Raw genomic sequence first — 14,453 nt, 5'->3', positions numbered from 1 at the left:
GAAATCAAGCCGAAATCACTTTCCTTTCGACGCCTCGAACGCATTGCGGGTCTTGAGGCTGGGATCTTCGGTCCAGGGTTCATCCGGCCAGCGGTGCCTGGGATAGCGGCCTTTCATGTCGCGCTGCACATCGCGCCACGATCCGCGCCAGAAACCGGGCAGATCGCGCGTGGTCTGGATCGGCCTTCCCGCGGGCGAAGTCAGCTTGAGCAGCAGCGGCTGCGGCGGCTGGCCGAAAGTGGGATGCCGGTCGAGCCCGAACAGTGCCTGCACGCGCACTTCGACGCTGGGGCCGCCTTCGTCCTCGTAATCGATCGCGTGCGCCGTTCCGGCCGGGCTGCGGAATTCGGCCGGGGCGAGCTTCTCCAATGCCTGCTGGTCCTCCCAGGTCAGGCGGGCGCGCAAGGCCTCATGCAAGGCTCCCTTGTCGATCGCGTCGAGTCGGCGCCCCAGCAAGGGGCCAAGCCAGACATCAGCCTCGGCCAGCAGCGCTTCGTCAGAAAGGGCCTCGATCCCGGCATAGCGGGCACGGCGCAGCAGCGAGAGGCTGGACTTGCCGAAAGGCACCAGCGCCAGCCCCTTGTCGCGCACGCGGCCCAACAAAAAGGCCCGGATCGCATCCGGATCGGGCGAGGGATCGGGCCCGCTTGCCAGCGTGATCGCCCCCAGACGCCGTTCGAGCCGCGCCTCGACGCGTCCCTCATCCTCATTCCAGCGCAGGACCGAACGCCGCGCGATCATGTCGCCCAGCCATTGCTCCACTTCGCCCGGTTCGAGCGAAGCGCCGGACAGGATCCGCGCCCCTTTCGCCTGCCCCTGCGCGTCGCCGATCACCATCCACTCGCGCGCGGCGAGCGGCGATGCCGGATCGAGCACATAACCCCTGCCTCCGGCGGACAGCCACGTCTCGCCCGACGAGTCGCGGCGGCGTGCGATCATGTCCGGGCGCCCCATCGTCAGCAGCACACCAACAGGGACGTCCTCCACCGCTTCCCGGTCCGCAGCCAGTGCCCGCGCCCGTTTGGCCCAGCCTGCAGCCAGCTTGCGCGATGCCTCGGCCCGTGCCGAACGATCGCCTGCCCAGCGCGAGAGGCGCTGCGCCAGATCGTCGCTGCGCCCGCCCAGCCCGCGTTCCTGCAGCAGCAGGGCCAGCTTCGCCGCTTCCCCTTCCGCGCCGAAACGGGCCGCGCGCAGGATCATCGCCGCCTGCGCCGGGTCCATCGGCAGACTGGCGACCTTGCGGCCGAAATCCGTGATCCGTCCCGCCGCGTCGAGCGCTCCGAAAGCTTCCAGTTCCTTATGCGCAGCCTCCAGCGCGGGCGCCGGCGGCGGATCGAGCCAGGCCATCGCAGCGGGATCGCTATTGCCCCATTGCGCCAGAGAGAGCGTCAGCGGCGCAAGATCGCTGGTGGTGATTTCGGGCGGATCGAAAGCTGGCCGCCCGGCATGAGCAGCCTCTTCCCAAAGGCGGTAGGCCGTGCCCGGTCCCTGACGGGCCGCACGCCCGGCCCGCTGCCCGGCCGAAGCCTGGCTCGCCCGGTGCGTGACAAGCCGGGTAACGCCAGCGGCCTTGTCGTACTCGGCCCGGCGGGACAGGCCGCTGTCCACGACTACAGAAACGCCGTCCAGCGTCAGCGAGGTTTCGGCAATGGCGGTCGCCAGCACCACCCGGCGGCGGCCTTCGGGATCGCGGCGGATCGCGGCGCGCTGCGCGGCCGGTTCGCATTGCCCATGAAGCGGCAGCACCAGCGCTTGCGGAAGCTTTTCCGCGAGCCGCCCGGCCACCCGCTCGATCTCGCGGACGCCGGGAAGAAACGCCAGCACATCGCCCTGCTGCTCACGCCAGGCGGCAAGGATGGCCGATGTCACCGCATCCTCGATCCGCTGGTCCGGACTGCCGCCCAGCCAGCGGATGTCCAGCGGCCAAGCCTTGCCCGCGCTCTCGATCACCGGCGTGCTTTCCCCCAGCAGCCGGGCGAAGCTCGAACCGTCGATCGTCGCGGACATCACCACCAGCCGCAGGTCCTCGCGCAGCACCTCGCGGCACTCGATGGCCAGTGCAAGACCAAGGTCGCTGTCGAGATGACGCTCGTGCGCCTCGTCGAAGAGCACGGCGGAAACGCCGCTCAATTCGGGATCGGACAGGATCGTCGAAACGAAGATCGCCTCGGTCATGACGACGACACGGGTCCGCGTGGAACGGCGCGTGTCGAGGCGCGTGACATAGCCGATCGTCTCCCCTGCCTTTTCCCCCAACTGCTCGGCCATCCGCTCGGCGGCCGCACGGGCTGCGACACGGCGGGGGGACAGCAGGATCACGGTTCCGCTGCACCACGGCTCCGCCAGCAGCGCGGGAGCGACGGCCGTCGTCTTGCCCGCGCCCGGCGGTGCAATCAGCACGGCACCGGTCCGCTCACGAAGAGAATGAAGCAGATCGGCAAGAACAGCGTGGATAGGAAGATCGGTCACCCGTGCCCTTTAGGGGCAGAACCGTCTCCGCGAAAGCGCTTCGCTCCCGAAAGAAAGGCGAAGAAAGATGCAAGGACACATTCACCTTTCTTTCGGCATTTGGCAGCATGGCAGAACTGCCATCCACGCTTCTTCAACATTTCTTCCGTAACGAGAGCACGGAAGACTATTGATCTCCGCCAAGAAAGCTCAAATACCCTGACGATGAACCGGGCCGGTCAACATCCTCTTCCAGTTGCGCAATACCTGCGGCTGCGGGAACAAATTCCTGCGCTTTATGGACTGTTGTCTGTAAACGCCGCCGTCCTGGCCTATACCCATCGCCACTTGGCGCCAGGGCCGCTGGTTCTCACCATTCCAGCCATCATGATCACCGTGTGCATGATACGCATGCTGGTATGGATGCGGCCGGTTTCCGCAAAGGACCTCGACGTGACGCTGGTGCAGCCCCGCCTCCGGCGCACGGTGCTTCTCGCCATGGTCCTGTCCGTCGCCTATGTCTGCTGGGCCCTGATGCTGGACCAGTACGGCGGCCCTTACGAGCACGGCCATGTCGCGATCTTCGTCGCGGTAACGGTTCTGGGATGCGTTTTCTGCCTCACCTTTCTCCCGCTCGCAGCCCTGCTCGTGGCGGTATGCGTCCTCGGCACCTTCCTCGTTTACTGCTTCCTGCAGAAGACCGAAGTTCTGGTGGCCATAGCGCTGAACATCTCGCTGGTCACAGCCGTCGTGCTGAAGATCCTCCGCGATTATTACGAATCGTTCGTCAGCCTCGAAAAATCCCAGCGCGAATTGCAGGATGAGCGGCGGCAAGCCCACAGTCTCAGTGAAGAAAACGCCCGTCTGGCACAGACGGATTCGCTGACAGGCATGCCCAACCGGCGCTATTTCTTCGCCACGCTGGAAGGGCTGCTCGAACGCACGCAGCTGGAAGAGACTTTCACGATCGGCCTGATCGACCTCGATCGCTTCAAGCCCATCAACGACACCCATGGCCACGCCCACGGCGACCGCCTTCTGCAAGTCATTGGCCAGCGCATGATGAACCTGTGCCCCGACAATGCGATCGTGGCTAGGCTGGGCGGCGACGAGTTCGGGCTGATCGTGATGGATAGCCCGAAGGGCGCAGAACGTATCGCCCAAACGCTGTGCCGGGCGGTTCAGGAACAGGTCCGGATCGGCGATGTTCTGGTCTCGGTCGGCTGTTCGGCAGGCCTTGCCGTCTATCCCGAAACCGCGACCAGCGCCGATCTGCTGTTCGACCGGGCCGACTTCGCGCTCTATCATGCCAAAAAGGAGAAGCGCGGCCAATGCGTGCGCTTCTCCGACAAACTCGAATATCTGATCCGTTCCGAGCAGGCCATCGACGCAGCCTTGCACAGTGCCGATCTGACGACCGAACTGTCGCTCGTCTATCAGCCGATCGCTGCAACCGAGAGCCTCGAAACGATCGGCGTGGAATGCCTGGCCCGCTGGGCCTCGCCCACTCTCGGCAACGTGTCGCCAGAGCTTCTGATCGCCTCGGCCGAACGCGCGGGACGAGCACGGGAAATAGCCCTGATCCTGTTCGACTCAGCGCTCGACACGCTTCGGCAGTTGCCCGCGTCGCTGCGCATGTCGTTCAACCTGTCCGGCCACAATCTGTGCGATAGCGATACGATCACCGCACTTCTGGAACGCCTTGCAGCATCGGAATGCGATACGAGCCGCCTGCTCTTCGAAATCACCGAGACCTCGCTCATCACCGACATCGACGGTGCCGAGGCTGCCCTGCAGCGGCTGCGCGATACCGGCGCACGCATTGCCCTCGATGATTTCGGAACCGGCTATTCGAGCTTGTCCTCGCTTCACAAGCTGCCGCTCGACATGGTGAAGATCGACCGCAGTTTTTCCGCACGCCTGGGCGATGCTTCCGGACGGCGGCTCATCACCGCGATCCGCAACCTCGCCCGTTCGCTGTCGCTGGAATGCGTGATCGAAGGGATCGAGACCGAAGATCAGCTCATCAGCGCCCGCCTCGCAGGCTTCGCGCTGGCACAGGGATACTTCATCGCGCGCCCCATGAGCCTGCCCTCCCTGCTCGCCCGCATCCAGGAGAATTCAGCCGCCCGGTGGAGCGCGGCCTGACGGCTCGCCGCAAGGTTCAGCCGGCGGCCGAGCCCTTCACGCCATAGTCGATCCGGATCCGGACCCAGGTGCCCAGCTGCGGCTTTCCATTGATACGCGGCGGAATGACCTGAAACTGCCAGGCCGCATCCAGCACGGCGCGGCCGAACCCGGAACCGCGCGGGGATTCGCCGAGGATCTGGCAATTATCGACCTTGTAGTGCTCCAGCGTTTGGCAGGCGATCATCCCCCACCCCTGGCGCGGCGCACTGGCAGGCAAATAGCCGCCAAGTTGCGCATCGGTCGGCTCCCGGAACCAGTCGGCATTGTAGAGGATTGCCCCGCCGGGGCCTTCGCCCGGTCCGTAAACCGCTCCGCCGCCCGCAGGTGCGCTGTTGCCGGCGTGCCGCATACCGCCGATGTCTGCCGCGGCCATGTCGGCGCTGGACATCTTGAGGAACGTGAAGGCCGGCTTTTCGGCAGCGGCAGGCTGCTCGACAGGCGGCACAGGCACTTTCACCTGCGCTTCCTGCTGGACCGGCTTGCGCGATTCCCGCTTTTTTTCCTGCGTGGTCTTTTTCTGGGCTTTCTGGCCCGCATCCTGATTGTTGCCGGTGACATCGAACGTCATCGGATTCTTCTGCTTTTCCAGCCGGGGGGCAACTTGCGTCTGATAGATCGCCACCAGCAGCGCGAGCACGATGATCGCCGCCGAAAGCAGCGTGGAAACCAGGCGTTGACGGGGCGACCCGGGTTGATAACCCGCCGTCACTCGATCGGAGTCGAAGTGCATCACACCGCTGAATAAGTGAGCCCGGGTTTCACTGCAATTACGGCCTTGTTGCAGAGGCAAAGACGAGGCCGTCACGACAGCACTCAGTAGCGGCGCGCCACCACGAATTCGACGGCTTCGGCCATGGCGGAACGAGCCTCGCCCGCAGGGAACCCGGCAATCGCGTCAATGGCGCGCTGTGCATATAGACGAGCCCGCTCGCGGGTTGCCTCGACACAGCCGTGACGGTTGATCAGTTCCACCGCGTGCGCAAGGTCCTCGTCCTCGGTGCGGAAACCGGCGATGGCTTCTTCCCAGAACTTGCGCTCCTCAGCGTTGCCACGGGCATAGGCCAGGATTACCGGCAAGGTCATCTTGCCTTCGCGGAAGTCATCGCCCTTGTCCTTGCCCGATTCGGACGCATCGGAATCGTAATCGATGGCATCGTCGACAAGCTGGAAGGCAATGCCCAGATTGCGGCCGAAGGAATCGAGCGCCATTTCCTCAGCCTCGCTCTTTTCGGCCACCACGGCAGAAATGCGAGTGGCAGCGGCAAACAGCGCGGCGGTCTTGGAACCGATGATCTGGAGGTAATGTTCTTCGGTCGTCTCGATCTTGCGCTGGGCGGTCAGCTGATCGACCTCACCCTCGGCAATGATGCTGGCGGCTTGCGAGAGGATCTTCAGGACCTTCAGGCTGCCGTCCTCTACCATCAGTTCGAACGAGCGGGTAAACAGGAAGTCCCCCACCAGCACGGCGGCCGGATTGCCGTACACGATGTTCGCGGCCGCCTTGCCCCGGCGCAGATCGGACCCGTCGACAACGTCATCGTGAAGCAGCGTTGCCGTGTGAAGGAACTCCACCGCCGCTGCGAGCTTGTGGTGGCGCGTGCCCTGATAACCGCACAGTTCCGCCCCGGCGACTGTCAGCATCGGGCGCATGCGCTTGCCGCCGCCCGAGATCAGGTGCCCGGCGAGCGCCGGAATCAGCGGAATCTCGCTTTGCATCCGGTCCAGGATGACGGAATTGACGCTGTTCATGCCAGCAGCGGTCAGCGCCAGCATGGGAGCGAGGGAAGGCTGCGACCTGCGGGAACGCAGGGTAATAACGTCTGCACTCATCGTCCCGCGCATTGCGCGCTGATCGCCTGCAACGCAAGCGCAAACGCCATCGGCAAGGCAAACAGTCCTGCTGGCAGACAGCCAGAACCCGTGCTAGCGGGACCACACGATGACCCAGGACACACCCGCCACCGATCCCGTTCTCGCCGGCTTCCGCTCAAGCATCGACAATATCGATGCCGCGCTGATCCATATCCTGGCCGAGCGTTTCCGCATCACCCAGGCCGTGGGCGCCTACAAGGCCGAGCACGACCTGCCCGCCTCGGACCCGAGGCGCGAGGAGCGGCAGATCGCCCGCTTGCGCAAACTGGCCGAAGACGCCCATCTCGACCCCGACTTCGGCGAGAAGTTCATCCGTTTCGTGATCGACGAAGTGATCCGCCATCACGAACGGGCGAAAGCGGGCTGACGGAACGGCCAGCCCGCGGGCGGCCGCATCACTCCTCGACGAGATCCTGCAGCTTGCTCAGCAGCGTCTGGATGCGAGTGGCCGCCTCGGTGAACGTCGTCACGTCCTCGCGGTTGTTGTTGCCGCGCGCTTCCTTGGCGGCTTCGACATAGCCTTCCATATCGGCCTCAAGGGCGTCGACCAGCATTTCGATCTCGTCGGCGGTCAAGGAAAGGGAGATGGTGTCGGTCATGGCTGCTCCTTGGAATTCTTCGGGGCGTCCCATGAGGATCCCGCGGCCGTTCCGCAACCCGTTTCGTGCCGCTTGTCCCCGGCCAGTCAGGCCACTGCGCGCGGCAGCCGGAGCTTGACCAGAAGCCCGCCCAAGTCCTCACTTTCGTCCAGCGCCACGGTGCCGCCATAGATTTCAACGACATCGCGCACGATGGCTAGGCCCAGCCCGGTGCCCGGCTTTCCGGTATCGAGCCGCGCGCCGCGATCGAAGATGCGCACCCGCTCGGCCTCGGGAATACCCATGCCGTCGTCCTCGATCCAGATCTCGCAGAACCGGTCCGACTTCTCGCCCGCGTCAACGGTCACGAAGACACTGCCGCCGCCGTACTTCGCCGCGTTCTCGATCAGGTTGCCGAGCAGTTCTTCGAGGTCCTGCTTTTCCAGCGCCACTGCCGCCCCGTGATTGCCGTCGAGGTCGAAGCGCGTATCCTCGTAAAGCCGCTCGACCGCGCGCAGCACGGCTTCCAGGCTCGGCCAGACTTCCGCGCGTGACATGCCCGCCGCGCGCCGCCCGACCGCACGGGCGCGGGCCAGATGGTGATCGACCTGGCGGCGCATCACCGCCGCCTCGCGAATGACGGTGTCGGGAAGATCGGGCGCCCTGGCGGTCGCCGCGTTCATCACCACGGTCAGCGGCGTCTTGAGCGCATGGGCAAGATTGCCCGCATGGGTCCGCGCTTCTTCGGCCTGCCGCTCAGTATGGGCGAGCAGCGCATTGAGTTCCTCGACCAGCGGCTCGACTTCCTGCGGCAGCGGCTCGGTCACGCGCGCGGCGCCGGTGGTGCGCAGTTTCTGGATCGCCCGGCGCACATGGCGCAGCGGAAACAGGCCGTACCAGGTCTGCATTCCCGCCATCAGCAGCAGGCCAAAGCCGAGCGCGACGAAGCTGTAGATCAGGATCGAGCGGATCATCTTGATCTGCTGGTTGAGATCCTTGCGGCTCGCCGCGACCGTGAACATCCACTTGGTATTGCTGCCGGGCAGGATGATCGAACGTTCCATCACCCGCAGCGGTTCGCCTGCAAACTCATTGCTGTCATAGACATGAGGCTGCGCGTCGAAATGATCTTCCGGCACGTCGAGGCTGCGGTCCCACAGCGAGCGCGAAGGGAAGTCCTCATGCCCCTTGCCCCGGATCTGCCAGTAAAGGCCGGAATTGGGCTCCAGGAAACGCTGGTCGCCCAGCGGCCGGATGAAGAACACTTCACCGTCCGGCCCGATCTCTGCCGAGCCGATCATGCCGGTGAGCATATAGCCAAGCTGCTCGTCGAAATTGCGCGTGACAAGGCCGGTCAGCGTATGGTCGAGCGCCAGCCCGCCCACCAGCAGCAGGACCGAAATCCAGCCCGCCGCGATCAGCATCATGCGCCGGGCGAGCGACCCGGTATGGGTAGGCGCGGGACTGCGCGCTTCCGCAGCCGGAGCCGGCGCCTCTACGGGCGCGACGTCCGGCCCGGCCGGCGCCTCAGCCGCGCGGGGCGTCGGCGGGATCGTCGAGACTGTAGCCAAGGCCGCGGATCGTCGTGATGACATCGGCACCCAGCTTCTTGCGGATGCGCGTGACGAAGACCTCGATCGTGTTCGAATCGCGGTCGAAATCCTGATCGTAGATGTGCTCGATCAGCTCGGTGCGGCTGACCACCTTGCCCTTGTGGTGCATCAGGTAGGACAGCAGCTTGTATTCCTGCGCGGTCAGCTTGACCGGCTCGCCGGCCAGCGTGACACGGCCCGAACGGGTATCGAGCCGCACGTCGCCCGCCGTCAGTTCGCTGGAGGTATTGCCCGAAGCGCGGCGGATCAGCGCGCGCAGGCGGGCAATCAGCTCCTCGGTCTGGAACGGCTTGGCGAGATAATCGTCGGCCCCGGCATCGAGGCCCGCCACCTTGTCCGACCAGCTGTCGCGCGCGGTCAGCACCAGGACCGGGAAATTGCGCCCTTCCTTGCGCCACATGCCGAGCACGGTCAGCCCGTCGATCTCGGGCAGGCCCAGATCGAGCACTACGGCATCGTATTCTTCGGTCGAGCCCAGGAAGTGCCCGTCCTCGCCATCGGTGGAGAGGTCCACGGCATAGCCGGTCTGCTCCAGCGTGGTCTTGAGCTGGTTGCCCAGAGTGGGTTCATCCTCGACGATCAGGATGCGCAATTCAGGTCTCCCTTAAAGAACCCGGCTGAAATGGGCCGAAACCCGGTGAGCGTCAAGCGAGGCAGCTTAACGGGATTGGCCGATGATGCGCCCGGTGCGGGCATCGACATCGACGAAATAGACTTTCCCGTCTTGAATGAACTTGAGCCGGTAAGCCATTGCTGCGGAATCATAATCCGGCCCGAGGTACTGCTTGCCGGACATGCGCGGCAGCACGATCTGCTCGATCTGCCGGATCGAGAGGATATTGCCCGCCTTGCGCTCCTTGCGCGCCTCGCCCTGTTCGCCGCCGTTGTCCGCATAGACATGGACGGGAAGCGATGCCGCGCCGAGCGCAAGCACCGAAAGCGCGGTCAAAGGGGCAAGAAGCTTTTTCATCACAGTCTGGGTGCCTAAGCTTGGGGCGTTGAACAAGTCCTGAATGTGGCCGGAAGGTGGCAGACAGGTTTGCCTGTTGCCGATTTCCCACGCTCCAAAGCCGCCGGCGCGTTTCCCGCGCCCCGCTTGCAGCCCCCCGCCCGCCCCTGTAGGGCGCCGCGCATGGCAATCGCACCGATCCTCAGCTGGGAAGGCCTCGGCCTGATCCAGGGCTCCGGATGGCTCTTCCGGGGCCTCGACATCAATATCGCCCCGCGTGACCGGCTGGCCCTGATCGGGCGCAACGGCGCGGGCAAGACCACGCTGCTCAAGCTGATCGCCGGCATTGTCGATGCGGACGAAGGCAAGCGCTCGATCCAGCCGGGTACGCGCGTGGTCACGCTGGAACAGGACCCGTTCTTCAAGGGGCACGACACCCTGCTCGATTTCACGCTCCACGGCCCCGGTGCCCCGCAGCGCCACGAAGTGGAAGCCATTGCCGACCAGCTCGGCATCGACCTCTCGCGCGAGGCCGCCAGCGCCTCGGGCGGTGAGCGGCGCCGGGCCGCGCTGTGCCGGGCGCTGGCCTCCGAGCCCGACCTGCTGCTGCTCGACGAGCCGACCAACCACCTCGACCTCGCCGCCATCGAATGGCTCGAATCCTGGCTGCAGCGCTACAACGGTGCGTTCGTGGTCATCAGCCACGACCGCACCTTCCTCACCCGCCTGACCAGTGCGACGCTCTGGCTCGACCGCGGATCGCTGCGCCGCAAGGAAGTGGGCTTCGGCGGCTTCGAGGCGTGGGAAGAAGAAGTCCAGAAGGAAGAGACGCGCGCCGCCGAAAAGCTCGACGCCAAGCTCAAAATCGAGGCGCACTGGCTCGAACGCGGCGTCACCGCGCGGCGCAAGCGCAACCAGGGTCGCCTCGCCAAGCTGTGGGAAATGCGTGCCGAGCGCGCGGCGATGATGTCTCCCACCGGCACTGCCAAGATGGCCGTGGCGGGCGACGGCAGCAAGACCAAGTCGGTGATCGTCGCCGAGCACGTCACCAAGCGCTTCGGAGACCGCACCGTCCTCAAGGACTTCAACTTGCGAATCCAGCGCGGCGACCGGATCGGCATCGTCGGCGCCAACGGGGCGGGCAAGTCCACCCTGCTCAAGATCCTGACCGGCGAACTCGCGCCCGACGAAGGCACCGTCACGCTCGCCAATACGCTGACCACTATCATCATCGACCAGCAGCGCAGCCTGCTCAAGCCCGAGATGAAGCTGCGCGACGTGATCGCCGACGGCAGCGACTGGCTCGACGTGCGTGGGGTACGCAAGCACGTGCAGGGCTACCTCAAGGACTTCCTGTTCGATCCCGGCCTGATCGACGCCAAAGTCGGCACGCTGTCGGGCGGCGAGCGTTCGCGCCTGCTGCTGGCCCGCGAATTCGCCCGGCCCTCCAACCTGCTGGTGCTGGACGAGCCGACCAACGATCTCGACCTCGAAACACTCGACCTCCTGCAGGAAGTGATCTCCGACTACGACGGCACCGTGCTGATCGTCAGCCACGACCGCGACTTCCTTGACCGCACCGTGAACCTGACGCTCGGCCTCGACGGATCGGGCGTGGTCGACATGATCGCGGGCGGCTATGCCGACTGGGAAGCCAAGCGCAAGCAGCGCACCGCTCCCGGCAAGGCCAGGGCAAAAGCCGAAGGGGCCGCCCCGCCCCCTCCCCCGCCGCCGAAGAAGGGCAAGCTCTCCTACAAGGACCAGCGCGACTACGACCTGCTGCCCGGCCGGATCGAGGAACTGGAAGCGGCCATTGCCCGCGACGAGGAGGCCCTGGCCGATCCCGCTCTCTATACCCGCGATCCCAAGAAGTTCGCGGCCCTGACCGCCGCCATCGAGAAAGCGCGTGCGGACAAGGAAGCCGCCGAGGAACGCTGGCTGGAACTGGCGGAGCAGGTCGAGGGCTGAGGCCGCGCCAGCGTGCGTCGACAGGCTCAGCACGAGCGGAGTGGGCGGTAAGACTCATTCTCAGCCCGCTCATCCTGAGCTTGGCGAAGGATGTTGGCCCAGCACAAGGTGACACCCGGTTGACACGGGTGACACGGTCCAGAGGGAAACGTGTCACCTTGCCGCCGCATGTGTCACTTTGTGCGGTCGAAGTGTCACCTTGCCGCCGCATGTGTCACTTTGTGCGGTCGAAGTGTCACTTTGCCGGCTCTGAGTGTCACCTTGCACCACCGATGTGTCACCTTGCGCATCCGAAGTGTCACCTTGTTCAGCGCAATGTGTCACTTTGCGTGCCACAAATCCCCCCTCATCCGTTCGTGTCGAGCGTAGTCGAGACACGCTGACGGTGCGCTGCCGTGTCTCGACTACGCTCGACACGAACGGGACCGGGGGACAGGCACGGAACACCCCTTAGCCTCCCAGCCGGTAGAAATCCGCCACCCGGTCGAGCGCCAGCCCCAGCACCAGCTTGCCGCTGCGCACCGGCCAGCCCAGCGCCTTTTCGGCCGAGGGCAGCCCCTCTCCCGCACAGGCCACGCGCCACAGGATGTCCGACAGACCCGGCCCTGCCGCGGCTATCGCCCCGTCGAAGCGCGCCTTGGCGGCAAGCTGGCGTTCGCCCGGCGTCAGGCCGGGATCAGCCCCGCCCGGCACGCGCACCGGGTCCCAGCGCATGGTCACGCGCGGAGCGAGTTGCGCCCGCTCCCAGTCGGCCCGCAACTGCTCGCCCGCAGCCAGTTGCCGGTCGGTCAGGTGCCCGCGCGCGTAGAGCCAGCTGAGCGGGGATTCGGCCAGATTGACCGTCACGCTGCGCCGCCCCCGGCGGGCACCGGAACGGCGCGGTCCTTCGCTGGTCAATTCGCGTTCGACGAGATGGGGCTTCATGGCTGTCTCCCTGTGAGGAACGGGAAACTTGCCAAACACGGCTACCTGTAGGAAAGAGAAAAACCAAATAGGTTATCCACCGAGGTCCGCCATGATCAACCGCATCCGCGACATCCGCCTGCAAAAAGGCCTGACGCTGGCCGACGTGGCCGCCGCCTGCGACCCGCCGACGACGGCGCAGACCATCGGCCGCCTCGAAACCGGGATGCGCAACCTCTCGCTGGTGTGGATGAACCGGATCGCCGCCGCGCTGAACGTGGAGCCCGAACTGCTCCTGCGCAGCGAGGCCAGCGAGCCGCCGCGCATCGTCGCGGTCTTGGGCGATCAGGGCGCCGAAGCTGCGCGCAGCCCGATCGAGCCGATGCTGCCCAACACGCTCTCCGCCGACACCCCCTGGCTGGTGCTGGTGGTGGAGGCCCCCTGCGGCGAGTACCGTGCCGGGGATCAGGTCTGGCTGCGCCAGCATCCGCCCGAAGCCGCCGCCAAGCTGATGAACCGCGATGTGCTTGCACCGCGCCCCGGCGGCCGTTTCGCGTTCGGGCGCCTGATCGACGGCGACGAGGACCGCGTCGCCCTGCTGCCCCCGGCCAGCGGCCAGCGGCAACTGGTGGTCGACCATCCCGCATGGCTGGCCGTTGCCGAAATGCTTGTCAGGTCGCTGTAAGGCACTACGAACAGCCTCACCCATGCGGATCCTTTCGATCTCCACCCTCTTCCCGAATCCGGTGAAGCCTTCGTTCGGCGTGTTCGTCGGCAACCAGATGCGCGCGGTGCTCGCGCGCGGCGATGTCGATCTGACGATGATCAGCCCGATCGGGATGCCGCCCTGGCCGCTGTCCACACGCCCGCCCTATGCCCGGCTGCGCAGCATTCCCGAAGTGAGCGAAGCGGTGGGGATGAAAGTCCACTACCCCCGCTTCACCCTGCTGCCCAAGATCGGCGGCGACACCAATCCGGGGCGCATTGCCTCCGCCGTGCTGCCGCTGGTGCGCAAGCTGCACGCGGAAAAGCCCTTCGATCTCGTCGATGCCCAGTTCTTCTTCCCCGATGGCCCGGCCGCCGCGATCGTCGCGCGGGAATTGGGCCTGCCGCTGACGATCAAGTCGCGCGGGGCGGACATTCACTTCTGGGGCCAGCGGCCGCGCGCGCTGTCGCAGATGCGCAAGGCGGCGGATCAGGCGGCCGGCCTGCTCGCAGTCAGCCAGGCGCTGCGCGACGACATGATCGCGCTGGGGATGCCGGCCGGGCGGATCGGCGTACATTACACCGGGCTCGACCGCGACAAGTTCCACCCGATCGAGCGCGGCGCCGCGCGGGCGCTGGTCTCGGCCATGCCAAACCTTCACATCTGGTCCGAAGGGCCGCTGCTGGTCACGCCCGGCGCGCTGATCCCGCGCAAGAGCCAGGGCTTGGTGATCGAAGCACTGACGCGCTTGCCCGAAGCCCGGCTGGCGCTGGCCGGCGCGGGCGAGGACGAGGCCAATCTCAAGGCCCTGGCCCAGCGGCTGGGCGTGGCGGACAGAGTCCACTTCCTCGGCCTCGTCAATCACGATGTCCTGCCGCATGTGCTCTGCGCCGCCGACGTGCTGGTGCTGCCCTCGGCCAGCGAAGGGCTCGCCAATGTCTGGGTGGAAGGGCTCGCCTGCGGCACCCCGATCGTGATCCCCGACATCGGCGGCGCCCGCGAGATCGTGAAGGACAAGAGCGCCGGGCGCCTCGTCTCGCGCACGCCCGAAAGCATTGCCGAAGCGGTGGCCGACATCCTGGCCGATCCGCCCAGTCAGGCCGACGTCGCTGAAAACGTCAGCCGCTTCAGCTGGGGGGTGAACGCCCGGAACATCGTGCGGTTCTGGCAGGATGTGCTGCAGGGCAAGCCCATCGGCGAGCTGGCCCCAGACTAGGGCCAATCGA

General features: G+C 65.9%; 13 protein-coding genes. 5 read left to right on the top strand and 8 right to left on the bottom strand.

The genetic code is table 11. From position 1 onward, the window contains the following. Positions 1–15: 15 nt before the first annotated feature. Positions 16–2,469: an ATP-dependent helicase HrpB gene (gene hrpB / locus NN5_RS14050; RefSeq protein WP_067734731.1), complete on the bottom strand. Its 2,454-nt coding sequence runs from the start codon at positions 2,467–2,469 to the stop codon at positions 16–18. A gap of 285 nt (positions 2,470–2,754) precedes the next feature. Here hrpB and NN5_RS14045 point away from each other — a divergent pair, with 285 nt between their 5' ends. Next, positions 2,755–4,596 (top strand): putative bifunctional diguanylate cyclase/phosphodiesterase, encoded by a 1,842-nt coding sequence (locus NN5_RS14045; RefSeq protein ID WP_245656492.1) that lies wholly within the window; start codon positions 2,755–2,757, stop codon positions 4,594–4,596. A gap of 16 nt (positions 4,597–4,612) precedes the next feature. On the opposite strand, the gene NN5_RS14040 is transcribed toward NN5_RS14045, so the two are convergent. Together NN5_RS14040 and NN5_RS14035 are read right to left on the bottom strand one after the other, a co-directional pair. Further along, positions 4,613–5,368, bottom strand: a complete 756-nt coding sequence (locus tag NN5_RS14040) for an energy transducer TonB family protein (protein ID WP_157081143.1) — start codon at positions 5,366–5,368, stop codon at positions 4,613–4,615. Positions 5,369–5,451: 83 nt separating this feature from the next. Next, a complete protein-coding gene (locus NN5_RS14035) occupies positions 5,452–6,468 on the bottom strand; it encodes a polyprenyl synthetase family protein (protein WP_067734756.1) in 1,017 nt (338 codons plus the stop codon). A gap of 109 nt (positions 6,469–6,577) precedes the next feature. Here NN5_RS14035 and NN5_RS14030 point away from each other — a divergent pair, with 109 nt between their 5' ends. After that, positions 6,578–6,877, top strand: a complete 300-nt coding sequence (locus tag NN5_RS14030; protein ID WP_067734729.1) for a chorismate mutase — start codon at positions 6,578–6,580, stop codon at positions 6,875–6,877. A 28-nt stretch (positions 6,878–6,905) separates the two neighbouring features. Here the strand turns inward: NN5_RS14030 and NN5_RS14025 are convergent, their stop codons facing one another. From NN5_RS14025 to NN5_RS14010, 4 genes are all read right to left on the bottom strand, one after another. Continuing rightward, positions 6,906–7,109: a hypothetical protein gene (locus NN5_RS14025; protein ID WP_067734755.1), complete on the bottom strand. Its 204-nt coding sequence runs from the start codon at positions 7,107–7,109 to the stop codon at positions 6,906–6,908. An 86-nt stretch (positions 7,110–7,195) separates the two neighbouring features. Beyond that, positions 7,196–8,515: a sensor histidine kinase gene (locus NN5_RS14020; RefSeq protein WP_067734728.1), complete on the bottom strand. Its 1,320-nt coding sequence runs from the start codon at positions 8,513–8,515 to the stop codon at positions 7,196–7,198. Between the two features lie 100 nt (positions 8,516–8,615). After that, positions 8,616–9,293 carry a response regulator transcription factor gene (locus NN5_RS14015; protein ID WP_067734727.1) on the bottom strand — a complete coding sequence of 226 codons (678 nt, stop codon included), beginning with the start codon at positions 9,291–9,293 and terminating at the stop codon, positions 8,616–8,618. 66 nt (positions 9,294–9,359) lie between these two features. After that, a complete protein-coding gene (locus NN5_RS14010) occupies positions 9,360–9,671 on the bottom strand; it encodes a PepSY domain-containing protein (RefSeq protein WP_067734726.1) in 312 nt (103 codons plus the stop codon). Positions 9,672–9,833: 162 nt separating this feature from the next. On the opposite strand from NN5_RS14010, the gene NN5_RS14005 reads away from it, so the two are divergent. Continuing rightward, complete coding sequence (locus NN5_RS14005) at positions 9,834–11,618, top strand: ABC-F family ATP-binding cassette domain-containing protein (protein ID WP_067734725.1); 1,785 nt, start codon at positions 9,834–9,836, stop codon at positions 11,616–11,618. Positions 11,619–12,068: 450 nt separating this feature from the next. Here NN5_RS14005 and NN5_RS14000 read toward each other — a convergent pair whose 3' ends face one another. Continuing rightward, a complete protein-coding gene (locus tag NN5_RS14000) occupies positions 12,069–12,542 on the bottom strand; it encodes a DUF6456 domain-containing protein (RefSeq protein WP_067734724.1) in 474 nt (157 codons plus the stop codon). 91 nt (positions 12,543–12,633) lie between these two features. Here NN5_RS14000 and NN5_RS13995 point away from each other — a divergent pair, with 91 nt between their 5' ends. Both NN5_RS13995 and NN5_RS13990 read left to right on the top strand, forming a co-directional pair. Then, a complete protein-coding gene (locus NN5_RS13995; RefSeq protein ID WP_067734723.1) occupies positions 12,634–13,206 on the top strand; it encodes a helix-turn-helix domain-containing protein in 573 nt (190 codons plus the stop codon). 22 nt (positions 13,207–13,228) lie between these two features. Beyond that, on the top strand, positions 13,229–14,443 hold the full coding sequence (locus NN5_RS13990) for a glycosyltransferase (protein ID WP_067734722.1): 1,215 nt from the start codon (positions 13,229–13,231) through the stop codon (positions 14,441–14,443). The last annotated feature ends 10 nt before the right edge of the window (positions 14,444–14,453 follow it).

Origin of the sequence: Novosphingobium naphthalenivorans NBRC 102051 (assembly GCF_001590985.1) — a bacterium.
Classification (GTDB): domain Bacteria; phylum Pseudomonadota; class Alphaproteobacteria; order Sphingomonadales; family Sphingomonadaceae; genus Novosphingobium; species Novosphingobium naphthalenivorans.
This window is presented reverse-complemented; position numbering and strand designations above follow the sequence as displayed.